21 protein-coding genes and 2 tRNA genes are annotated in these 20100 nt (G+C 65.3%); 11 read left to right on the top strand and 12 right to left on the bottom strand.

Features of this window, described 5'->3' with window-relative positions:
* Positions 1 to 4: 4 nt before the first annotated feature.
* The 3 genes from GBA63_RS05500 to GBA63_RS05490 form a co-directional block, all read right to left on the bottom strand.
* Positions 5 to 2113 carry a DNA topoisomerase III gene (locus GBA63_RS05500; RefSeq protein WP_166174200.1) on the bottom strand — a complete coding sequence of 703 codons (2109 nt, stop codon included), beginning with the start codon at positions 2111 to 2113 and terminating at the stop codon, positions 5 to 7.
* A 239-nt stretch (positions 2114 to 2352) separates the two neighbouring features.
* Entirely contained in the window at positions 2353 to 2565 is a 213-nt protein-coding gene (locus GBA63_RS05495; protein ID WP_166174198.1) for a hypothetical protein, read from the bottom strand.
* Between the two features lie 258 nt (positions 2566 to 2823).
* Positions 2824 to 3504 carry a response regulator transcription factor gene (locus tag GBA63_RS05490; RefSeq protein ID WP_166174196.1) on the bottom strand — a complete coding sequence of 227 codons (681 nt, stop codon included), beginning with the start codon at positions 3502 to 3504 and terminating at the stop codon, positions 2824 to 2826.
* Between the two features lie 75 nt (positions 3505 to 3579).
* On the opposite strand from GBA63_RS05490, the gene GBA63_RS05485 reads away from it, so the two are divergent.
* Entirely contained in the window at positions 3580 to 6285 is a 2706-nt protein-coding gene (locus tag GBA63_RS05485) for a PAS domain S-box protein (protein ID WP_166174194.1), read from the top strand.
* Between the two features lie 173 nt (positions 6286 to 6458).
* Here GBA63_RS05485 and GBA63_RS05480 read toward each other — a convergent pair whose 3' ends face one another.
* Genes GBA63_RS05480 through GBA63_RS05470 form a run of 3 tightly spaced genes read right to left on the bottom strand, consistent with a single transcriptional unit; the run spans position 6459 to position 7951 of the window.
* Entirely contained in the window at positions 6459 to 6701 is a 243-nt protein-coding gene (locus GBA63_RS05480) for a glutaredoxin family protein (RefSeq protein ID WP_166174192.1), read from the bottom strand.
* A 28-nt stretch (positions 6702 to 6729) separates the two neighbouring features.
* On the bottom strand, positions 6730 to 7404 hold the full coding sequence (locus tag GBA63_RS05475) for a zf-HC2 domain-containing protein (RefSeq protein ID WP_166179844.1): 675 nt from the start codon (positions 7402 to 7404) through the stop codon (positions 6730 to 6732).
* On the bottom strand, positions 7397 to 7951 hold the full coding sequence (locus GBA63_RS05470) for an RNA polymerase sigma factor (RefSeq protein WP_166174190.1): 555 nt from the start codon (positions 7949 to 7951) through the stop codon (positions 7397 to 7399). The genes GBA63_RS05475 and GBA63_RS05470 overlap by 8 nt, the downstream gene beginning before the upstream one ends.
* Before the next feature lie 260 nt (positions 7952 to 8211).
* Between GBA63_RS05470 and GBA63_RS05465 the strand changes: the two genes are divergently transcribed.
* Together GBA63_RS05465 and GBA63_RS05460 are read left to right on the top strand one after the other, a co-directional pair.
* On the top strand, positions 8212 to 9237 hold the full coding sequence (locus GBA63_RS05465) for a YihY/virulence factor BrkB family protein (RefSeq protein ID WP_166174188.1): 1026 nt from the start codon (positions 8212 to 8214) through the stop codon (positions 9235 to 9237).
* A 41-nt stretch (positions 9238 to 9278) separates the two neighbouring features.
* A tRNA-Ser gene (locus tag GBA63_RS05460) sits at positions 9279 to 9369 on the top strand.
* 78 nt (positions 9370 to 9447) lie between these two features.
* Here GBA63_RS05460 and GBA63_RS05455 read toward each other — a convergent pair.
* The 3 genes from GBA63_RS05455 to GBA63_RS05445 form a co-directional block, all read right to left on the bottom strand.
* The gene (locus tag GBA63_RS05455; RefSeq protein WP_166174186.1) at positions 9448 to 9882 is read right to left on the bottom strand and encodes a hypothetical protein; all 435 of its coding nucleotides are present in this window, start codon (positions 9880 to 9882) and stop codon (positions 9448 to 9450) included.
* A 318-nt stretch (positions 9883 to 10200) separates the two neighbouring features.
* Positions 10201 to 10410 carry a hypothetical protein gene (locus GBA63_RS05450; protein ID WP_166174184.1) on the bottom strand — a complete coding sequence of 70 codons (210 nt, stop codon included), beginning with the start codon at positions 10408 to 10410 and terminating at the stop codon, positions 10201 to 10203.
* Between the two features lie 141 nt (positions 10411 to 10551).
* Entirely contained in the window at positions 10552 to 11235 is a 684-nt protein-coding gene (locus GBA63_RS05445) for a 2-phosphosulfolactate phosphatase (protein ID WP_166174182.1), read from the bottom strand.
* Between the two features lie 135 nt (positions 11236 to 11370).
* Between GBA63_RS05445 and GBA63_RS05440 the strand changes: the two genes are divergently transcribed.
* The 7 genes from GBA63_RS05440 (at position 11371) to GBA63_RS05415 (ending at position 17580) form a co-directional block, all read left to right on the top strand.
* On the top strand, positions 11371 to 12381 hold the full coding sequence (locus tag GBA63_RS05440) for an aldo/keto reductase (RefSeq protein ID WP_166174180.1): 1011 nt from the start codon (positions 11371 to 11373) through the stop codon (positions 12379 to 12381).
* Between the two features lie 123 nt (positions 12382 to 12504).
* Complete coding sequence (locus GBA63_RS05435) at positions 12505 to 13227, top strand: chlorite dismutase family protein (RefSeq protein WP_166174178.1); 723 nt, start codon at positions 12505 to 12507, stop codon at positions 13225 to 13227.
* A gap of 164 nt (positions 13228 to 13391) precedes the next feature.
* Positions 13392 to 14327, top strand: a complete 936-nt coding sequence (locus GBA63_RS05430) for a PLP-dependent cysteine synthase family protein (RefSeq protein ID WP_166174176.1) — start codon at positions 13392 to 13394, stop codon at positions 14325 to 14327.
* Between the two features lies 1 nt (position 14328).
* Positions 14329 to 14748 carry a M67 family metallopeptidase gene (locus tag GBA63_RS05425; protein WP_166174174.1) on the top strand — a complete coding sequence of 140 codons (420 nt, stop codon included), beginning with the start codon at positions 14329 to 14331 and terminating at the stop codon, positions 14746 to 14748.
* A gap of 20 nt (positions 14749 to 14768) precedes the next feature.
* Positions 14769 to 15062: a ubiquitin-like small modifier protein 1 gene (locus GBA63_RS23085; RefSeq protein ID WP_207957087.1), complete on the top strand. Its 294-nt coding sequence runs from the start codon at positions 14769 to 14771 to the stop codon at positions 15060 to 15062.
* Positions 15063 to 15116: 54 nt separating this feature from the next.
* The gene (moeB, locus tag GBA63_RS05420) at positions 15117 to 16301 is read left to right on the top strand and encodes a molybdopterin-synthase adenylyltransferase MoeB (RefSeq protein WP_207957086.1); all 1185 of its coding nucleotides are present in this window, start codon (positions 15117 to 15119) and stop codon (positions 16299 to 16301) included.
* Positions 16302 to 16494: 193 nt separating this feature from the next.
* Positions 16495 to 17580 carry a dipeptidase gene (locus GBA63_RS05415; protein WP_166174172.1) on the top strand — a complete coding sequence of 362 codons (1086 nt, stop codon included), beginning with the start codon at positions 16495 to 16497 and terminating at the stop codon, positions 17578 to 17580.
* Positions 17581 to 17648: 68 nt separating this feature from the next.
* Here the strand turns inward: GBA63_RS05415 and GBA63_RS05410 are convergent, their stop codons facing one another.
* The gene (locus GBA63_RS05410; RefSeq protein WP_166174170.1) at positions 17649 to 18266 is read right to left on the bottom strand and encodes a hypothetical protein; all 618 of its coding nucleotides are present in this window, start codon (positions 18264 to 18266) and stop codon (positions 17649 to 17651) included.
* Between the two features lie 252 nt (positions 18267 to 18518).
* Between GBA63_RS05410 and GBA63_RS05405 the strand changes: the two genes are divergently transcribed.
* Complete coding sequence (locus GBA63_RS05405) at positions 18519 to 18686, top strand: Rossmann-fold NAD(P)-binding domain-containing protein (RefSeq protein ID WP_166174168.1); 168 nt, start codon at positions 18519 to 18521, stop codon at positions 18684 to 18686.
* 72 nt (positions 18687 to 18758) lie between these two features.
* On the opposite strand, the gene GBA63_RS05400 is transcribed toward GBA63_RS05405, so the two are convergent.
* Together GBA63_RS05400 and GBA63_RS05395 are read right to left on the bottom strand one after the other, a co-directional pair.
* Positions 18759 to 18832, bottom strand: a tRNA-Pro gene (locus GBA63_RS05400).
* A gap of 176 nt (positions 18833 to 19008) precedes the next feature.
* Entirely contained in the window at positions 19009 to 20070 is a 1062-nt protein-coding gene (locus GBA63_RS05395) for an N-acetylmuramoyl-L-alanine amidase (RefSeq protein ID WP_228282482.1), read from the bottom strand.
* Positions 20071 to 20100: the final 30 nt, after the last annotated feature.

Raw genomic sequence — 20100 nt, 5'->3', positions numbered from 1 at the left:
GCGATCAGCGCCTCTCGAAGTCGAGCCTTACCTTGTTGTCCTCGTCGAGCTTGAGCGCCGCGGAGTAGGGCTTTCCGGCCTTGCTCCTGAAGCCCTTTAGCTGCGGGGTGCGGCGGTTGGTCAGGAGTTGCTTTGCCTGGGATTGGCTGAGGCGTTTGCCCGAGACCTGCTTCCAGATGGCGAAATCGCAGCGGTTCTTTTTCCAGGCCGAGCAACCGTAGGATTTTTTCGTCTCGATCACGGGCGAGCCGCACTTCGGGCAGGTCCCGAGCGGCTCCCGGGTGGCACGAGTTGGCGCCGCCACACGCTCGCCCTGCATCCCGCGGACCTCGTCGACGAGGGAGGTTGCGAAACGGGTTATGTCGGCCATGAAGTCCGGTCGCCCCTCGGCCCCCTTCTCCATCCTCGCCAGCCGCTCCTCCCAGCGGGCGGTGAGCTCGGGCGAGCCGAGCGGGCTGTCTCCGAGAAGGGAGATTAGGGACCTTCCCTTCTGAGTGGGCACCAGGGACTTCTTCTCCCGCTCGACGTAGCCCACCCTTATGAGCCGCTCGATGGTGGCGGCCCGCGTGGCCGGCGTCCCGAGCCCCGAGTCCTTCATCTGCTGGCGGAGCTCTTCGTCCTCGACGAGCTTGCCCGCCGTCTCCATGGCCCCGAGCAAGGCCGATTCGGAGTAGCGGGGCGGGGGCTTCGTCTCCCCCTCCTTGACGCCGGTCTTCTTGACGTCCCACTCCTGCCCGGCCTCTATGGGGGGCAGGACGGGCGGCTCCTGCTCCTTCTTCCCGCCGACGCCGCCGGGGTAGAGGGCCCGCCAACCGGCCTCCAGCACGACCCGCCCCTTGCTCAGGAACGTCTCTTCCCGAACCTCCGTCACTACTGTGGTGTTCTCGAAGCGGGCAGCCGGTAGGAAGACCGCGAGAAAGCGCCGCGCGACGAGGTCGTAGACCTTCGCCTCGTCGGATGGGAGGTTCCCAGAGGACTTCTTGTTGGTAGGGACGATGGCGTGGTGGTCGGTAACCTTCGAGTCGTTCACGATGCGCGGGGTGATGGGGAGTTTCGGCTTATCGAGCAGCCTCTCAGCGAAGGGCGAGAGCTCGGGTAGGCCGCCGGCGGCCTCGACGCGTTTTTTGAGGCCCCCGATCATGTCCCCCGAGAGGTAGCGGCTGGAGGTCCGCGGGTACGTTATCAGCTTCTTCCCCTCGTAGAGCGACTGGGCGGCCTTCAAGGTCCGCTCGGCGGTGAAGCCGAAGCGGGAGTTGGCGTGGCGCTGGAGCTCGGTCAGGTCGTAGAGGAGCGGCGGCTTCTCGGTTGCGGTCTTTTTCTCGGCCTTCTTTACGACGCCCGTGCCGCCGCGGACCTTCTCGGAGATCTTTTCGGCGGCCTCGCGGTTGTCGAGGCGGTTCTGCTTGCCCTTGAACCAGGCGCCGTCGTAGGTGTCGCCCTCGCGGCCGAAGCGGGCGTGTACGGTCCAGAACTTCTCGGGCTTGAAGGCCTCTATCTCCCCCTCGCGGTCGACGAGGAGCTTCAGGGTGGGGGTCTGGACGCGGCCTACGGAGAGGACGTTGCCCGGGCGGCCGAAGCGGACGGAGTAGGCGCGGGTGGCGTTCATGCCGACCACCCAGTCGGCCTCGCCGCGGCTGCGGGCCGCGTCCTCCAACGGTTTCATGCGGGCCCCGTCTCTAAGCGAGTCGAAGCCAGAGCGGATCGCCTCGTGGGTGAGCGAGGAGATCCAGAGCCTGAGGACGGGCTTTTTGCACCCGGAGAGCCCGTACAGGTACGCGAAGATGAGCTCGCCCTCCCGCCCGGCGTCGCAGGCGTTGACGACCTCGGTGACGACAGGGTCCTGCATGAGCCCCTTGACGACGCCGAACTGATCCCGCGTCTTGGGCGTGACCCTTACCTTGAACTTCTCCGGCAGGATCGGCAACGTCTCGAGCCGCCACCTCTTGTACACCTCGCCGTAGGCGTCGGGCGGCGCGAGCTCGGCCAGGTGCCCGAGCGCCCACGTGACCGTCCACCCGTTTCCCGTAACCGAGCCCTTGCCCTTGCGTCCCCCGCCTAAAGCGCCGGCTATGTCCCGCCCGACGGACGGCTTCTCCGCGACTATGAGCCTCATAAATGGGAGTATACGTGGCGGACGGGGCGTCGCCAGGGGGAAGCAAGAGGGGCGGGGTCGTCTCTAGGAACCCCGCCCCTCCTCTTTACGCCGCCCGGACCCGCCGAACCATCCAGGCGGGGGCCACCCGGCGACCGCGAAGCCGGAGACGACGCCCCTCCAACCTATCGTCTCCCGGCCTGCGCCCCGGCTCGGGGTCGCGCCCGGACCTGGCCTCCCGCCAGACGTCCGGCGCGCGCTCAACCCGCCGCGGCCTCAGGCAAGACTACGTCGATCCCTTCGGCGCTACCGGCGTCCGAGAAGAACTCCCCGCCGTCTATCGGGAAGTTCACGCACAACACGCTGTTGGGGAACCGGGCGGCCGCCAGTTCTTCCGCGCGCCTGATGCTGCTAGCCCTTACCAGCACCTCGAAGGCACCGCCCTCGCTGCACACTTCGAAAGAAACCTTCACCACGACCGTCTACCTCCAAATCGACCCTCAGACAGGAATCCGGGGGGGCGAGTGGGTGATGGGGGAAGAGATGGAAAAGAGAAGATGCCCGCGCCCGGATCCTAAAATTGTGAACCGCGGGCAGCGGCGACACTACAGTAGGGTTTAAATCACTGCCCGCGATCAACATGTGCACATTGTGTACGACCCGCGTGAAATTGCGATGAAAGTGGGATTAAATCCCTTTCATCTTCGTATTTTGTGTGCAATGCCGGGTCGTCATCGGCTGCACGCGGGGTCGAAGCGGTATCCGGCGCCCCTGACGGTCTGGATCAGGGACGGCCTTTCCGGGGTATCGACCTTGTTGCGCAGGTGGCGCACGTACACGTCCACCACGTTGGAGTTCGGCTCGAAATCGTACTCCCAGATGGCGGAGAGGATCTGCTGCCGGCTGAGGACCTGACCGGAGTGGCGCATGAAGTACTCGAGCAAGGCGAACTCGCGGCCGGAGAGGTCTATCCTCCGCTCTCCGAGCCAGGCGTGGCGGGAGAGGAGGTCTATCCTGAGGCCCTCCGATTTTATCTGCGAAGACTCCGGCTGGTCGGTTCGGCGCGTGAGGGCCCGGACGCGCGCCAGGAGTTCATCGAACACGAAGGGCTTTGTCAGGTAGTCGTCGGCCCCGGCGTCCAGGGCCCCCACCTTGCTCTGGGTATCGTCCTTGGCCGTCAGCATCAGGACGGGGAGGTTCGGGCGCCGGAACCGGATGCGCCGGAGCACCTCCCGGCCGTCGAGTCGGGGCAGGGAGATGTCCAGAAGGACCAGGTCCACCGGCTCCTGCACGGCCAACCGGGCGCCCTCCTCACCATCGTAAGCGCAGAGAACGCCGTGTCCGTGGGCGTTCAGACCACGCTCCAAGAAGCGTGAGATCCCGGCCTCATCCTCGACGATAAGGATCAACATCTTTTCCACCTCTCTAACCCGGGCCAAGTATAATCCATCTCGATACTGGAGGTTCAACCTTTGGAGGGCCGCCTCGTGAGGATCCCCACCGCACTCCGCCGGCTGGCGGCGGAGGGCACGCGGGCCTTACGGGGTGGGCCGGGCGTCATCTGGAAAACCCTGGCCCGGCAGCGCCTGGAAGAAGAGCGCCTCCGGCTTCTGGCGGAAAACTCGCGGGACGTGGTCTACCGCTACCGTTTCGTCCCGGAGCCCGGCTACGATTACGTGAGCCCCTCTTGTACCGCCATGACCGGCTACACCCCAGAGGAGCACTACGCCGATCCCGGGTTGGTCACAAAGCTGGTCTATCCCGAGGGCAGGCACCCCATCGAGGCCTCGGCGAGATCCCCCAAGGAGCCTCTGGTGATGCGGTGGCGGCGCAAGGATGGTGCCCTGATCTGGGTCGAGCAGCGCAACAAGCCCGTCTACGACCGGGCCGGCGACGTCGTGGCCGTCGAGGGCGTGGCGCGCGACGTTACCGAGTCCAGGCGGGTCGAGGCCGCGCTCCGCGAGTCGGAGGCGCTCGCCCGCTTCACCATAGACAGCCTCTCCGCGCACATAGCGATACTGGATTCATCCGGCGGCATCGTCGCGGTCAACCGCGCCTGGACGGACTTCGCCGGGGACGCCCCCGGCGCCGACTCCCGCGGCGTGGGCGCCAACTACCTGAGGGTCTGCGATTCGGCGACGGCCCGGGGCTGCGGGGAAGCCGCGCGCTTCGCCGGGGGTATACGGGGTGTGATCTCCGGTCGGGAGACGTACTTCGAGATGGAGTACCCGTGCCACACTCCGGAGGGCCGCCGCTGGTTCGTGGGAAGGGTCACGCCCTTCCCCGGCGCGGGCGAACCCAGGGTGGTGGTGGCCCACGAGGACACCACAGAGCGCAAGCTGGCCGAGGAGGCCATCCGCGAGAGCGAGGAGCGCCTCGACGCCATCCTGCAGAACACAAGCGCCGTCGTCTACCTGATGAGCCCCGAGAGCCGTTTCGTCCACATCAACCGATGCTTCGAAGAGTTGTTCGGCCTGAACAACTTCGAGGTCCGCGGCAAGTCCGTCTACGACGTCTTTCCGGCCGAGGTCGCCGCCTCCTTCGAGTCCAACAACCGGCGGGTGCTCGCGGAGAGCGCGCCCGTCGAGTTCGAAGAGTTCGCCCCTCACTCGGACGGCATGCACGTCTACTCCTCCATAAAAGCCCCGCTGTTCGACGCCGCGGGCAAGCCACGCGGCATCGTGGGCATCTCGACCGACATCACCCGGCGCAAGCAGGCCGAGCAGGCCCTGCGCGAGAGCGAAGAGAGATTCCGGGCCGCTTTCGACTCGGCGGCGGCGGGGATGGCCCTCACCTCCCCGGAGGGGCGTTGGCTGCAGGTAAACCGCTCGATGTGCGAGATCACCGGCTACGCCGAAGAGGAACTGATCGGCACCGACTTCCAGAGCATCACCCACCCGGAAGATCTCCGGGAGGATCTCGAAGGCATGGGCCGGCTCTTGAGCGGCGAAGCTCGTTACCACTACGGCGAGAAACGCTTCCTGCACAAGGACGGGCATCCCGTATGGGTCTTCCTGAGCGCCTCCCTGGTGCGCGACGCCGCCGGGGAGCCGCTGTACTTCGTGGCCCAGGTGCAGGACATCACGGGGAGCAAGAGGGACAAGGAGATCCTCCAGAAGTTGAGCCGTCAGAACGAGATGATCCTGGCTTCAGCCGGGGAGGGGATCTATGGCCTCGACATCCGCGAGATGACCACGTTCGCAAATCCCGCCGCCGAGAAGATGCTCGGCTACGAGGCCGGAGAGCTCGTGGGCCGCCACCAGCACGTCATAATCAGGCATTCGACGCCCGGCGCCGCCCCCTACCCTCCCGAGGAATGCCCGGTCTACGCGGCCCTGCGCGACGGGGAGGTTCACGTCTCGAGCGACGAGGTCTTCTGGCGCAAGGACGGCACCAGCTTCCCGGTCGAGTTCGTGAGCACCCCCATCGTGGAGGGGGGCGAGGTCGTCGGGGCGGTGGTGACCTTCTCAGACATCACCGAGCGCAAGCGCGCCGAGGAGGCCCTGGCCGAAGCCGCCCGCGCCAAGACGGAGTTCCTCGCCGAGGTCTCCCACGAGTTGCGGACTCCCCTCACCGTGATCCGGGGCAACGCCGAGGTCGGGCTCGACCTCGGCCGCGACTGCGAGCACGGGGAGATCCTCGCCGAGATAGTCAAGGAGTCGTCCACGATGTCCCGGATGGTGGAGGAGTTGCTCTTCCTGGCCCGCTCCGAATCTTCCGCGCCACCGTTCAGGATGGAGCCCGTCCCCGTGAAGGCCCTGCTCAACAGCCTCGCGAAGCGCGCCGCGAGCGTGGCCGCCGGCCACGGCGCCACGCTCGCCGTCTCGCCCTTCGGGGACGGCATCGTGCGCGCGGATCCGACCAGGGTGGAGCAGGCGGTCCTCGCCCTCGTCGAAAACGCCGGGAAGTACGGGCCGGAAGGCCAGACCATAACCCTCGACTCGGCCATCGAGGGCGGGGAGCTGCGCGTGCAGGTAAGAGACCGGGGTCCCGGCATCCCCGAGGCGGACCTGCCGCACGTCTTCGAGCGCTTCTACAGGGCCTCCGACGTGGGGGAACCGGGCAACGGCCTTGGCCTCTCCATAGCGCGAACCATCGTGCAGGCCCACGGGGGCCGGATAGAGGTGGAGAGCAAGACGGGGCAAGGAACGCAGGTCTGCGTATCCCTGCCCCTGCTAACCGCGCCCGATTAGAGCGGTTCGCAAAGAGGTTCGACCTCTTTGCGAAGCCGTCAGCTTTCAGCCACTAGCTTTCAGCCAAGAACAATAGAGCTGATGGCTGAGAGCGGAGGCGAAGCCGCAGCGGGCTGACAAGCTGACCGCGCGGATCGCGGTGGCATTGAGCCACCGCGATCCGCTTTAGGGGGTCAAGAAGTTCTGCGGGCCAGTTCCTTGTCTATCCGCTCCTTGTCGAAGCCGACGATCCAGGCGCCCCCGATCTTGATGACCGGCACCCCGCTCTGCCCGGTCTTTCTTACGAGGTCGCGAGCGGCGGCCGGGTCCCTCTCTACGTTGATCTCCTTGAACGCAACACCCCTCTCGCGGAAGTAGCGCTTGGCGCGTCTACACCACGAACACGTCGACGTGCTGAAGATCACGGGCCTGGACATATCTCCGCCTTCCCGTCCGAACCGGCTCTCAAGACTGGCGCAGTTTCCCGCCGAGCATCTTCGCGGCCCCGGGGTTCGGGTCCCTGTCCTTCTCGGCGGTGATGCCGACCTGGGGGTAGGAGTCGGCGAACTTGGGGGCGTTTAGGGTGACCTCGACATCGCCGCTCTCGCCAACCGAGAAGCTGCCCGCGCTGACGCGCTCCTCACCCTCGACGAGCCAGAGTTCGTAGTATTCCTCGCGCTCGCACGGGGGAAGGCCCCAGGCTTCCAGGCGCACCTCCATGTTCTCGCCGCCGCCCACGATCTCGACCTCCCCGCCGGCCCCGGGCGCCTCGCGCGTCGGCTCCAGCGTTGCCGCGGCGACCTCCCCGCTTCCGAAGAGTGACGTCCCGTAGGCAACGCCGAGCGCCACGATCAGCGCGGCCGCCGCGACGGCCAACCAGGACGGAATTCTGCGCGCCGCAGGACGCGATACCGGTCCGGACATCCCGCCCACGGCCCGGTCCTTGAGGCGTGGCGGGGGGGTCTCGGCCACGGCCGCGAGCTCGGCCAGGCTCTCGTGGACGATCCGCAGGGAATCCGCCTCTTGCCCGCAGGCGGCGCAGTTCTCCAGATGGTCCTCGACGGCCCGTTCTTCGTCGGCGGAGAGGTCGCCCATGACGTACGGGCCCAGGAGGTCGCGTGTCTGCGGGTGGTCACTCATCGGTGGGGCCTTCGTTCGGGTCGGACATGAGATCGCGCAGGGTCCGCATGGCGGCGGTGGTGCGGCTCTTTACGGTGCCAAGCGGCGTGTCGGTGCGGCGGGAGATCTCGCTCTGCGAGAGGCCGTCGAAGTACGCGAGGACGAGCAGCTCCCGGTGCGCCGGGGTGAGCCGCGAGAGCGCCGAAGCTACGTCGAAGCCGCGCGAGATCTCGCCAGACGGGTCGGGCTCCCCAGGCTCCGGAAGGGCGTCCCCGTTGACCGTCCGAACGCGGGCCTTGCGGCGCCGGATCAGATCCGTCGCCCGGTTGCGGGTTATGCGGTAGACCCAGGTCGCGAAGCTGGCCCGCGACGGATCGAAGCCGTCGGCGTTTCTCCATATGGACACGAAGACGTCCTGCACCAGGTCCTCGGCGAGCCCCCGGTCCCCCAGAAAACGGTTCCCGGCCCCGTAGACGAGCCCGGAGTAACGGTCGTAGAGCACGCCGAGCGCCCGCTCGTCCCCGGCCGCCACCCGCCGGACCAGGATCTCGTCCTCCACATCGACCATCCGGACCCTTCCGCTCGCCGGCGGGAACGCACCTTCCGGCCCCGCCCTTCACGCAAAGGATAATAGCCCGTTCCCGCCCGGGATACCGAACACGCGGCTCATGACTACTACTGTTGGTGTGTTTTGCTCTTTCCATCTAGAGGTTTATACGACCGGGCCACCCAGGCGGATTATCCCGCGGGCCTGTCCGGCCCTTCTGATGCCGGCGTCTTCGCGAAAGCGCTAGAATAAAGCATTTAGTGGAGAGGAGGTGTGGCCTCATGGAACCAGGCATGCCGCAGGCGGAGCTCCGGTCGGTGGCGAGGCGGCCCGCCCGGGGTTCGCTGAAGAACTTTTTCGGCGACTTGAGGGATCTGGTGCGCTTTCAGACGCTGAAAGCGACCTTGCAAGAGTGCCAGCGCGACGACGCGCTCGGGCTCGCGGCGCAGTTGGCCTACTACCTGATCCTGGCCCTCTTCCCCTTCATCCTCTTTCTCGTGGCGGTCCTCGACGCCTTCTCCAGTTCGAGCCCCCAGTTCGTGAACGAGCTTTTCGACTACCTGCGCCGCGTCATGCCGCCGCAGGTCTTCGACCTCATACAGACCTACACTGAGAGAACCCTGCGCAACGAGGACACGGCGCCGGGCCTGCTCTCGGCGGGCATCCTCGGCACGATCTGGGCCGCCTCGGGCGCCTTCTCGGCCCTCATTAACGCCCTGAACCGCGCCTACGACGTGCAGGAGACCAGGCCTTTCTGGAAGGTCAAGGGTATCGCGATACTCATGACCTTCGGCCTCTCCGCGCTGGTCTTCGTCGGGGCCCTGCTCCTCATCGCCGGTCCCTCCATCGGGGAGGCTATAGCCGAGGTGTTCACCCTGGACGACGAGTTCATTCTTGTCTGGAGCATCGCGCGGTGGCCCGCGGCCCTGTTGTTCATGATGGTCACCGTCGCCCTACTCTTCTACTTCGCGCCGGACGCCGGGCAGCCGTTTCGCTGGATCACGCCGGGCGGCTTCGTCGGCATAGCCCTCTGGGTGCTGGCGAGCCTCGCCTTCAACCTCTACCTCAGCAGCGACTTCAACACCTACGACAAGACCTACGGCTCGATAGGCACGGTCATAGTCCTGCTGCTCTACCTCTACATCTCGTCACTGACCATCCTTTTCGGTGCGACCCTCAACGCGACGCTCGTCAGGATCAAAGAGGAGATCTCCGGCCAGCAGATCCTGGACGCCCAACCGGCCAACGAGAAACCCGACATCCTCGACGAGGAGGCCCTCGAAGAGATACAAGACCCCGAGAAGTAGCATCGAACGCGCGGAACGTCTTTGGTATACTTGCGCCGTTCGGAGGAGTGGCCGAGTGGTTGAAGGCGGCACCCTGCTAAGGTGTTATACCTCTCTAACGGGGTATCGAGGGTTCGAATCCCTCCTCCTCCGCTCCTCCCTTCGGTCGTCGCAGCACGCTCCAGCCTCCGGCTTCCGCTTTCAGCCTGTCAGCCTGGTTGTTTGGGGTGGCTACGCTTCGAGGCGGTTGTTTCGGGGATTTGAACCTATCCTGGATAGGACGATGGCGCCGCCGATGGGGAGCGTGCCGATCAGATACAGGAGGTCGGCGGAGACGGCCAGGTAGAAGATCGCGTCGTCCATCCCCATCAGCATGTAATACCAACCGTACAGGAAGATGAAAGAGACCCCAAAGGCCGCGAGCAAGACCCGCAAGAGGACGAACCTGTCGGATCCGAGAGCTGCCCACACCACCCAGCCCGCGACAGCGAGCCGCAGGGCGAAAACTACAGGATACAACCCTGCCCCACCCCACGCCCCGTGGGAGAGCGCATACTGGATCAGGTATTGCGCGTACCACACCGTGACGGCAAACGTTACTACCGCCCCCGTCACCGCGATCAAACGCCCCACCACCTGAAGCCGACCAGCCGCGCCCGAAGCCATCGTCTCTCCTCTCCGAGCCAGAAGTATAGCGCCACGCAGCCGGCTAAGCCCCACAAAAGCTGAAAGCAGCCGAAGGCTGCGTGCCGAAAGTGGAGGCGAAGCCGGAACGTGCCGAAAGCGAAGCCCGAAGGGCGCAGCGTGCTGAAAGCGTAGGCGAAGCCGGAGCGTGCGCGACGACCGAAGGGAGGAGCAACAAAAGAGGGCCGGGAAGACCCGACCCTCTCTCAGCCTCGTGAAGGGGGATGGACAGCCCCTGGATGTCTTTCGACCAGGAACCTTACTGTGCATTCCCGTTCATAAGCTTTTGGATGAAGCGTCCTACATCATGCCGCGCAGCTCCGCGACCATGTCGAGGCCCTGCTGCTTGCACAGGTCCTTGGGGCGCATGATCGCCTGCTCGTCGAGCAGGTTGCGGGTCCTCGCCTCCTTCTCCAGGTGGCGCTCGATCACGTCGATAGCCCGGTCCACGTCCTCGCGGGTGACCTCGCGGGTCTTCTCGTGAGAGATCATCATCGTCATTCGTTTCACCTCCTTCTCTTCCCAGGTTGGGCGGAGCTTGTAACATTTGATCCGCCCTGGCTAACTGCAGAGTAAAGCCGCACCACTTCCGTGTCAAGGATGAATTTCGCCTTTTCGGTTGGCCCCCCGGCCAGAGATTGCGCGCCCCGTTTATCCTTTTGCGAACGCGCCGTCCACGAGCCGCGGCGCGACCGGCACCGTGTCCTCCGAGAGGCAGAATTCCAGGTCTTTCTCGTACGCCAGGCGCTTGAGACGCCTGGCCGCGCTGTTGGAACGCAAGGACCCCGCTGGACGGCGCAGGTACCCATCTACCACGCGCCGGGCCCGCGCGTCCAGCGTGGCGCCCCTTCCTTCCAGGCGGTGCAGGATCGCCCCTGCCGCGTCTTCGTCTTCCGAAGCCCGGCCCCCCTCCCAGCCGCAACCGACCACCGTCACGTCTTCGATTTCGGCCAGCTCCTCGGCCATCGTTCCGGCGTTCACGAAAGCGGCGGCGTAGACGGCGGGAGAGCCCGCGGCGGCCTCCACCACCCTGGTTCCGTTCGTGGTAGAGAGGGCGACGGTGGCGCCCAGTGGCACTCTCGCAGCCAGAATCTCCGTCGGCGAGTTTCCGAAGTCGAAGCCGGCGACCTTCGCGCTGCCCCGCTCCCCGATGCGCAGGTCGGCGGGTGCCGCGGCCGCCTCTTCGATGGAGGCGACCGGGATCACGCGGGCGCCCCTTGAGACGAGGACCGCGATCGTGGTGCTCGCCCGGAAAGCGTCGACGACGACCACCACTGACCCGGCCCTGGCCGCCGCCCGCGCGCCCGTCTCCCCGCCCGCGTAGCGCGCGATCAAGAAGACGAAGATGGAAGCCCGGCGGACACGCGGCGATTATAGACCGGACGGTTGAGAAAAAGGCCACGGTATAGCCGGATAGAATGTGGTTTATATAGGCAACCGCGTAGCGTGGCAAAAGCACGGGAGGCAGAGATGAAATACCGTAACCTTGGCGGCACCGACATATCCGTTTCGGAGGTCGGGTTCGGGGTGTGGACGGTCTCGACCGGCTGGTGGGGCGAGGTCGTCGACGACCGCTCCGTCCGGCTCCTGCGCCAGGCCCACGAGCGGGGCATCAACTACTTCGACACGGCCGACACGTACGGCTCCGGCAAGGGCGAGACGCTGCTCGCCGAAGCCTTCGGCCACATGCGCGACGAGGTCGTGATCTCGACCAAGATAGGCTACGATTTCTACAACCACACGGCCCGCCGCGGCCAGCAGGAGCGCCCCCAGGACTGGTCCGAAGACTTTCTCCGCTTCGCCCTTGAGCAGAGCCTGAAGAGGCTCGACACGGAATACATAGACCTCCTCCAGCTCCACAACACCAAGATGGACGCCGCGCAGAACGACGACCTCTTCGCGCTCATGGAGACCTTCAAGGAGGAGGGCAAGATCCGGGCCTACGGCGCCGCCCTCGGCCCGAAGATCGGCTGGCGCGACGAGGGCGTAAAGATGATGCGCGAACGGGACCTCGCCTGCGTGCAGATGATCTACAACATCCTCGAACAGGACCCCGGCCGCGACCTCATAGAGACCGCCCGTGACACGGACACCTCCCTCGTGGTCCGCGTCCCCCACTCCTCCGGTATGCTCGAAGGCAACTACGACGAGAACACCACCTTCGGCCCCAACGACCACCGCCGCCACCGCCCAAAGGAATGGCTGACAACGGGCCTCAAAAAGGTCGAACGACTCTCTTTCCTGACCGACTCCGGCGAACGCACCCTCGGCCAGGCCGCCCTCAAGTTCGTCCTCGCCTCCCCCGAGGTCGCCTCCACACTTCCGAACATCTACGACGAGGAGCAGATAGAAGAGTTCGCCGCCACGAGCGAGACGCCGGATCTCACAGACGAGGAACTTCGCCGGGTGGCCGAGTTGTACGAGAACAACTTTGGTTTGGAGGCTTCAGGCGGCAGGCTTCAGGCTTCAGGAAAAGGGTAAGTCGTGTCCTGCGGCGAATACGCGGGGCTGGAACCGGCGCCCGAGCAGAGAGCGGCACGAGCGCACAACGCGTCCGTCAGCACACCTGAAGCCTGAAACCTGAAGCTTCGAAAGGGAGTACCGATGACCGAGACAACGCCACGCCAGCAGGAGGCTCACGAAGAGAAGCTCCCAGCCCAGTACGTCAACTACGTCTTCTTCAAGCTCGACCCGCTCTGGCGCCGGCTACCCGAAGAGGAGCGGGAGGCGGGCAAGAAGGAGTTCCTCGCGGCCTTCGAGGAGCACGGCGGAGAGATGCTCTTGCGGTCCTTCTCGCTTATGGGGCTCAGGTCCGACGCCGACTTCATGCTGTGGAAGATCGGCTACGACCTCGACGCTTTCGAAGGTCTGCAGTCGGCCCTGATGCGGAGCGGGCTCGGCAAGTACCTGACGGTCTCGTACTCGTACTTCGGCCTCTCCAGGCGCTCGATCTACGTCGGCGAGCACACGCCCGGCTGGGAGAACCGCCGCTACATCGTCCCGGGCGAGGGGGAGTTCATCTTCGTCTACCCGTTCGTGAAGACCCGCGAGTGGTACCGGCTGCCGCTGGAGGAGCGCCAGCGGATGATGAACGAGCACATGCACGTAGGCCGCAAGCACTACCCGGTAAAGAACAACACGGCCTACTGCTTCGGCATCGACGACTACGAGTTCATACTCTCCTTCGAGGCCGAGTCCCCGGAAAAGTTCCAGGATCTGATGATGGAGCTCCGCGAGAGCGAGGCGAGCTCCTACACCGAGCTCGACACCCCCATCTTTACCTGCCGTCGCCGAAACCTGGCCGAAATTCTCGACGCTTTAGGATAATTCGTCGTTTCGCTATAGATTCGTAACACGGGCTTCCGTATAATGCCGCCCAACGCACCAACCATAGCCGGGCAGGTCACTATTTCGACCGCCCGGCTACTTTTCTTGGCGAAGACCCGTCTTCTCTGGACGCTGAATCATCACCCTGTATAATCAATCCCGACATGATTACTCGGATTAATAAACGGACCGGAACGAACGTAACGGAACTCGTCGGGGGCACGCCGCTTCTGGAGTTGCCGTCCATCTCGGCAGAGACGCCAGGGGTGAGGATCCTGGGCAAGGCGGAGTGGCACAACCCCGGCGGTTCCGTAAAGGACCGGCCGGCTTTGTGGATGATCCGGGACGGCGAGATGCGGGGCACGCTCACGCCGGAGAAGACCATCCTCGACGCGACGAGCGGGAACACGGGCATCGCCTACGCCTGGATCGGGGCTGCCCTCGGCTACAAGGTAAAGCTCTGCATGCCCAAGAACGCCAGCGAGGAGCGCAAGAAGATCCTGAGGGCCTACGGCGTGGACTTTGTCCTGACAGATCCCGGCGAGGGTTCCGACGGGGCGATCAGGGAGGCCAGGCGGCTCTACGCTGAGGACCCGGAGCGGTACTTCTACCCCGACCAGTACTCCAACCCCGCGAACCCGAAGTCCCACTACGAGAGCACGGCGCCCGAGATCTGGGAGCAGACCGAGGGCGAGGTCACGCACTTCGTGGCGGGCCTTGGCACGAGCGGGACGTTCGTCGGAACGGCGACGCGCCTGAAAGAGCTCAACCCGGAGGTACGGGTGGTCTCGTTCGAGCCCGACGGGGCGTTTCACGGGTTGGAGGGGATGAAGCACATGGGGAGCGCGATCGTGCCCCCCATCTACGACCCCACCATCGCGGACGAGAACCGGGCCACCGCGACCGAGGACGCCTACGACATGGTCAAGCGCGTCGCCCGCGAGGAGGGCATCCTCATCGGCATCTCCGCCGGGGCCGCCGTCGCGACGGCGCTCGAAGTGGCCAGGGAGATGGAGGCCGCCGGCGAGTCCGGCACGGTCGTCACCATCCTGTGCGACGGGGCCGACAAGTACCTCTCGGACAACTTCTGGGAAGACTAGCGTGGCCCTCAAGATAGGCGCGGGGGACGTCGAGCGCATCCACGAGCACGCCGTTGAGGCGTACCCCGAGGAATGCGCGGGGGCGCTCGTCGGCATCGACGCCGGCGGGACGAAGGTCGTCGTCGACGTGTGGCGGGCCGAAAACACGCACGAGGAGGAGCGGTCCAGGCGGTTCCTGATCGAACCGTTGAAGATCAAGGAGTTCGAGGAGCGGGCCGAGGAGCGGGAGATGGGCGTGCTCGGCTTCTACCACTCCCACCCGGACCACCCGGCCGAGCCTTCGGAGTACGACAGGGACCACGCCTGGCCCGGCTACTCCTACGTGATAGCCTCCGTCGGCCGGGAGAGCGTCCAGGATATGCGGTCGTGGCTGCTCAAGAACGACCGTTCCGGGTACGACGAAGAGCCAATAGTAGGTTAAGAAGAGAGAAGGAGAATAGTATGCCGAAGGTCAAGATCCCAACGCCCTTGAGGCAGTACACCGGCGGGGAGTCCCAGGTCGAGGTCGGCGGCGGCACCGCCGGCGACGCCCTCGGCAACCTCGCCACCGAGTACCCGGACCTCAAGCAGCACCTCTACACCGGCGACGGCAAGCTGCGCTCGTTCGTCAACGTGTACAAGGGCGACGAGGACATCCGTTACCTCGACGGCCCCGAGACCGAGGTCGCCGACGGGGACGAGCTCTCCATAATCCCCTCCATCGCCGGGGGCGTCGCCGAAGGGCGATGTCTCTAGGCAGCAGCCCCCGAGCCACCGAAGACTAACTTTCTACAAAGAGGTTCTAAGATCATGCAGACGCGCGAACCGTTAGTGCAGTCGCCCAACGGGGCTGTCGAGCTCTCCAACGACGAGATAGCCCGTTACAGCCGCCACCTCATCATGCCCGAGGTCGCCCTCGACGGGCAGAAGAAGCTCAAGGCCGCCAAGGTGCTCACCGTTGGCACGGGCGGGCTTGGGAGCCCGCTCGCCTTGTACCTCGCGGCGGCGGGGGTCGGGACCATCGGCATCGTCGATTTCGACGTGGTCGACGAGTCGAACCTGCAGCGCCAGATCATCCACGGCACCTCCGACGTCGGGCGTCCGAAGGTCGAGAGCGCCTACGACAAGATCAAAGACATCAACCCCAACGTCGAGGTCAGGGTTCACGAAGAGGCGCTTACGAGCGAGAACGCTTTGGAGATCTTCGCCGACTACGACGTGATCGTGGACGGCACGGACAACTTCCCGACCCGCTACCTCGTAAACGACGCCTGCGTGCTGCTCGGCAAGCCGAACGTCTACGGCTCGATCTTCCGCTTCGAGGGCCAAGCGAGCGTCTTCTGGGCCGAGGAAGGCCCCTGCTACCGCTGCCTCTACCCCGAGCCCCCGCCGCCGGGCCTCGTCCCCTCGTGCGCCGAGGGCGGCGTCCTCGGCATCCTCCCCGGCGCCATAGGCGTCGTGCAGGCAACCGAGACCGTCAAACTCCTGCTCGGCATCGGCGAGCCGCTCATCGGGCGCCTGATGCTCTACGACGCCCTCGGCATGAGCTTCCGCGAGATGAAGCTGCGTAAGGACCCGGGCTGCCCCGTCTGCGGCGAGAACCCGACCGTCACGGAGCTCATCGACTACGAGGAATTCTGCGGCATCCCGCAGGCGAACGCCACCGAAGAGAAGAACGGCGTGCCGGAGATCACGGTGCAGGACCTCAAGAGCAAGCTCGACAACGGCGAGGACATCAACGTGCTCGACGTGCGCGAGCCGCACGAGTACGAGGTCGCCAACATCGGCGTGAAGCTCGTGCCGCTCGGCGAGCTGCCGCAACGCCTCGCGGAGTTCGACCAGAACGAGAACTTTGCCATCCACTGCAAGACCGGCGGGCGGAGCGCCAAGGCCGTCAAACTTTTGCAGGACGCCGGTTTTCAGAACGTCTACAACGTCAAGGGCGGCATCACCGCCTGGAGCGAGGAGATCGACCCCAGCGTACCCAAGTACTAGGGAGGTGTCAGGCCACGGGTTTTGGGCTTCAGGGGTGCGTGTGCGCGGCAGAGTTTCGACTTCGTACCCCTCGATGCCTAAAGACCTGAGAGCCTCCGAGGGAGGCGACCTCCTGTAGCCTCCAGGGCGGGGCCGCTTCGCGCGGTCCCGCTTTTTTGTGCCGGGGGCCGGATAGGCCTGTATCATCGGCCGGATGGATCTCATACCCGTCCTCGACGGCCACAACGACACGCTGCTGAACCTCCTGCTCCGCAAACGCGGCCAGGGACGCGGCTTCTTCGAACGGAGCAAGACGGGTCATATCGACCTGCCCCGCGCCCTCGAAGGCGGCTTCGGCGGCGGGTTCTTCGCCTGCTTCGCGCCCCCGGACCCGAAGGCCGGTTGGGACGAGGAATCGGCGCTGAAGATTACGGAGAGTGGCTACGAGGTCGCCGGCTCTCCCCCGCTGGACCCCGACTACGCCAGCGGGTTCGCCGACGCGATGACGAAGCTCCTGTTCCGGCTCGAAGCGGAGTCGGAAGGAAGCCTGAAGGTGGTCAGGACCGCGAAAGAGGTCGAGGACCGCCTCCGGGACGGCGTGCTCGCGGCCATCCTCCACTTCGAAGGCGCCGAGAACCTCGGGCCGGAACCGGGAGGACTCGAAGAGTTCTACGCCGCGGGCTTGCGCTCGCTCGGCCTGGTGTGGAGCAGGCCGAACGCCTACGCGAGCGGCGTCCCTTTCCGATTCCCCGGCTCCCCGGATACGGGACCCGGTCTGACCAACGCCGGAAAGGAGCTCGTCCGAGAGTGCAACCGGCTGGGCGTCCTGGTAGACCTCTCCCACCTCAACGAGAACGGCTTCTGGGACGTCGCCGGCCTCTCAGAGGCCCCGCTCGTCGCCACCCACTCAAACGCCCACGCCCTCTGCCCCTCGACCCGCAACCTCACGGACCGCCAGCTCGACGCCATAAAAGATTCGGACGGCATGGTCGGCGTCAACTTCGCCGTCACGTTCTTGAGGGAGGATGGCAAGGATGACGCGGACACGCCGCTCTCGACGGTCGTACGCCACGTGGATCATCTCGTGGATAGGGTCGGCATCGACCGGGTCGGCTTCGGGTCTGACTTCGACGGGGCGAGGGTGCCGGAGGCCATCGGGGACGTCTCGGGGCTGCCGAATTTGCTCGCCGCCCTGGGGGAGCGCGGCTACGGTGAGGCGGAGCTACGGAAGCTCGCGCACGAGAACTGGCTGCGGGTGCTACGACGGACGTGGGCCGAACAGGGGGCCGACGAGCGCTAATAGGAGATTTGCGTGGGCACGAGGAAAGGGCAAGAGCCTAATGCCCTTTGCCCGCCTCGACTGGGCTTCTAGGTTCTGACCCTGGCCTTGATCGTGATGCTCCAACCGCCGGCGAACTGCCCCACATCGCCGCCAGCGTCATCCACAACCCACAGCTTCCAGAGGCCGTTGGGGTTCCTGCCATCGAACCCGGAGAGTGCCGGTAGCCCACTCGGGGTTGGCGCCGGGGCCGGGAAGGTGTCGGTGGCTCCGATGTTGGTGGGATCGAACGCGCCGCCGGTGAGCTGGGTGCTGTCGGGCAGCGGGCTCGCCGCCTCGTCGTCGAGGGCTAGAGTGATGTTGCTGACGTCGAGTTGTCCGCCCACGTCGGACAATACCGTACGGTTCACTCCCCGGTGCGAGAGCATCACGTCCACGTCGTCGGGAAAGGTGTGAGTGTAGTTCTTCAATCTCAAGTTCACGTCGAGGATCTTGCCCCTGTTGAAGCCGCCGGCGCTTTTCTCCGAGGGGTAGGGTGCCGCTGCACCGCTCGTAGCACCTGGGGCCCCAGCGGGGATCGTGATCGGCTGCGTGCTGCTGAAGGTCTTCTTGACGACCTTCGTATTGGCGGCAGCAGCCGGCAAGGCCGACCCGATAACCAGTATCATCGCCAGCAACATCGCGAGCAAGAGAATCGCGCGCCGCATCCCTACAGCTCCTTTCTGAGGCTAAGGGGAGCCTCCGACACTTTTATGATACATAAGTATCATGTGCTCGATCCGAGACGTGAACATCCCCCGAACGGACTAATTTCGTAGTTTTCTTGGTGGACACCCGAGAATCCCTATCATCCACGAGAAAGACAGCCCCCTCTCGGGGTATTGTCCGGTTCTACGTGGAGGGCGCCGAGCGGTTCAAATACGAGCCCACCGCTGCGCATCCCCGCGCTCGAAGGCGTCTTGGATACCAACGCGATGCGCCCCGGCTGGGTCCGCACCAACATGGGAGGCGCGGGCGTCCCCGGTTCCACCGAAGAGGCCGTGCACATCCTCCTCTGGCTCGCGACGCTGCCCTCCGACGGTCCGAACGGCGGCATCTTTCGGGATCGGAGCCCAATACCCTGGTGAAGGCAGGCCAAGGACGGACCTGACACAGAGAATCGCGAGACCAGGGGCGAGATGTCCACCTGTTACAAAGAGTCGGGACGAGAGGATTCGAACCTCCGACCTCCTCGTCCCGAACGAGGCGCGCTACCAGGCTGCGCTACGTCCCGACTGAGCGGACATTATAGCAGTCAGCTATCAGCTGTCAGCCTTCAGCAAGTCATCTCTGGCGCACCCGCCCACTGACAACCTCTCCACGTCCGCAACTCTATGTGATTTCGGATCACCGTCTGCGTACCCCGGCAGCGAATCGAACTGCCAGAAGCTGATAGCTGACCGCTGAAAGCTAAACAGCTATAAAAGCTTTGTCCCGGCCTGCGTAGAGCTCGAGGGCGCTTGCGACGGCCTCTGCCACGGTGGCGGGGTAGTAGGGGTCCGAGGCGAGGTCTAGCTCCTCGGGATTGGTCAGGTAGAGCGGTTCGAGGACGACGGCGGGGATGTTCGTCTCGCGGAGTATTTCGTAGGAGCGGCCGAACTCGCCGATGTCGCAAGTCTCCAGGGTGCGGCTGACGCTGCGCTGGACGTAGGTCGCGGCCATCTGGCCGCGATGGGAGCGGTAGCCGAGGCGCTCGAAGTAGTAGGAGGCGGTGCCGCAGGCCGAGGGGGTGTGGTGGGCGGCGTGGTGGATGGAGACGATCATCTTGGCGCCGGAGGAATTGGCCAGAAAGGCCCTGTCGGCCGCGGAGACTTCTTCGTCCTCGCTCCTGGTCAGGAGGACCTCCTTTGCCGGCAGGATCTGGGCGATCTCGTGCGCCACGGCGAGGTTGAGATCCGCCTCCGAAAGACCGCCTTTGGCGACGTATCCCGTGTCTCTTCCGCCGTGGGCGGCGTCGACGACTATGGTACCGGAGAAGAGGTCCTCGGGGAAGTAGCCGCCGCTTTTGTCGGGGAGCTGGTGGGTTCCCAAGGTCTGGGCGGCGTAGGTGTTCAGGGTCTTGAAGACGGCGGCGTCGACGACGCCGTCGTCCTGGAGGCCCGCGTTCTTCTGGAAGTCGCGCACGGCGCGGGCGGCCCTAGCGTCGAAGAGGCCGTTGACGGAGCCCGGGTCGAAGCCGAGGTCGTTTAGCATCCGCTGCAGCTCCACGACGTCGGTGCCGCGGAAGGGCGGCTGGCGGAGGTAGAGGAGGCGCCCGCCCGGGCGGTAGCCGGCCTCGACGACCTCGCGCCAGGTGATCTGGCCGACGAGACCGTCGGCCAAAAGCCCCAACGACCGCTGGAAACCCTTCACGGCGAGCTCCGTTCGCTCGCGGAAGACGCCGTCTATGCCGCGGTTGCCGAGGTCGAAGCCCAAAGACTGAAGGCGGGTCTGGAGGTCGACGACCTCCCGTCCCCTATCTCCCCTCCTCAGCGTTCGCGCGTACTGGACCGTTCTGCCTTT

Source organism: Rubrobacter tropicus (assembly GCF_011492945.1).
Taxonomy (GTDB): domain Bacteria; phylum Actinomycetota; class Rubrobacteria; order Rubrobacterales; family Rubrobacteraceae; genus Rubrobacter_D; species Rubrobacter_D tropicus.
This window is presented reverse-complemented; position numbering and strand designations above follow the sequence as displayed.

Bases quoted from the DNA above. Each gene is read 5' to 3' on its own strand.
- GBA63_RS05500 (WP_166174200.1), bottom strand. From the start codon at position 2,113: ATGAGGCTCATAGTCGCGGAGAAGCCGTCCGTCGGGCGGGACATAGCC.
- GBA63_RS05490 (WP_166174196.1), bottom strand. From the start codon at position 3,504: ATGTTGATCCTTATCGTCGAGGATGAGGCCGGGATCTCACGCTTCTTG.
- GBA63_RS05480 (WP_166174192.1), bottom strand. From the start codon at position 6,701: ATGTCCAGGCCCGTGATCTTCAGCACGTCGACGTGTTCGTGGTGTAGA.
- GBA63_RS05475 (WP_166179844.1), bottom strand. From the start codon at position 7,404: ATGAGTGACCACCCGCAGACACGCGACCTCCTGGGCCCGTACGTCATG.
- GBA63_RS05470 (WP_166174190.1), bottom strand. From the start codon at position 7,951: ATGGTCGATGTGGAGGACGAGATCCTGGTCCGGCGGGTGGCGGCCGGG.
- GBA63_RS05465 (WP_166174188.1), top strand. From the start codon at position 8,212: ATGGAACCAGGCATGCCGCAGGCGGAGCTCCGGTCGGTGGCGAGGCGG.
- GBA63_RS05455 (WP_166174186.1), bottom strand. From the start codon at position 9,882: ATGGCTTCGGGCGCGGCTGGTCGGCTTCAGGTGGTGGGGCGTTTGATC.
- GBA63_RS05440 (WP_166174180.1), top strand. From the start codon at position 11,371: ATGAAATACCGTAACCTTGGCGGCACCGACATATCCGTTTCGGAGGTC.
- GBA63_RS05435 (WP_166174178.1), top strand. From the start codon at position 12,505: ATGACCGAGACAACGCCACGCCAGCAGGAGGCTCACGAAGAGAAGCTC.
- GBA63_RS05430 (WP_166174176.1), top strand. From the start codon at position 13,392: ATGATTACTCGGATTAATAAACGGACCGGAACGAACGTAACGGAACTC.
- GBA63_RS23085 (WP_207957087.1), top strand. From the start codon at position 14,769: ATGCCGAAGGTCAAGATCCCAACGCCCTTGAGGCAGTACACCGGCGGG.
- moeB (WP_207957086.1), top strand. From the start codon at position 15,117: ATGCAGACGCGCGAACCGTTAGTGCAGTCGCCCAACGGGGCTGTCGAG.
- GBA63_RS05415 (WP_166174172.1), top strand. From the start codon at position 16,495: ATGGATCTCATACCCGTCCTCGACGGCCACAACGACACGCTGCTGAAC.
- GBA63_RS05410 (WP_166174170.1), bottom strand. From the start codon at position 18,266: ATGCGGCGCGCGATTCTCTTGCTCGCGATGTTGCTGGCGATGATACTG.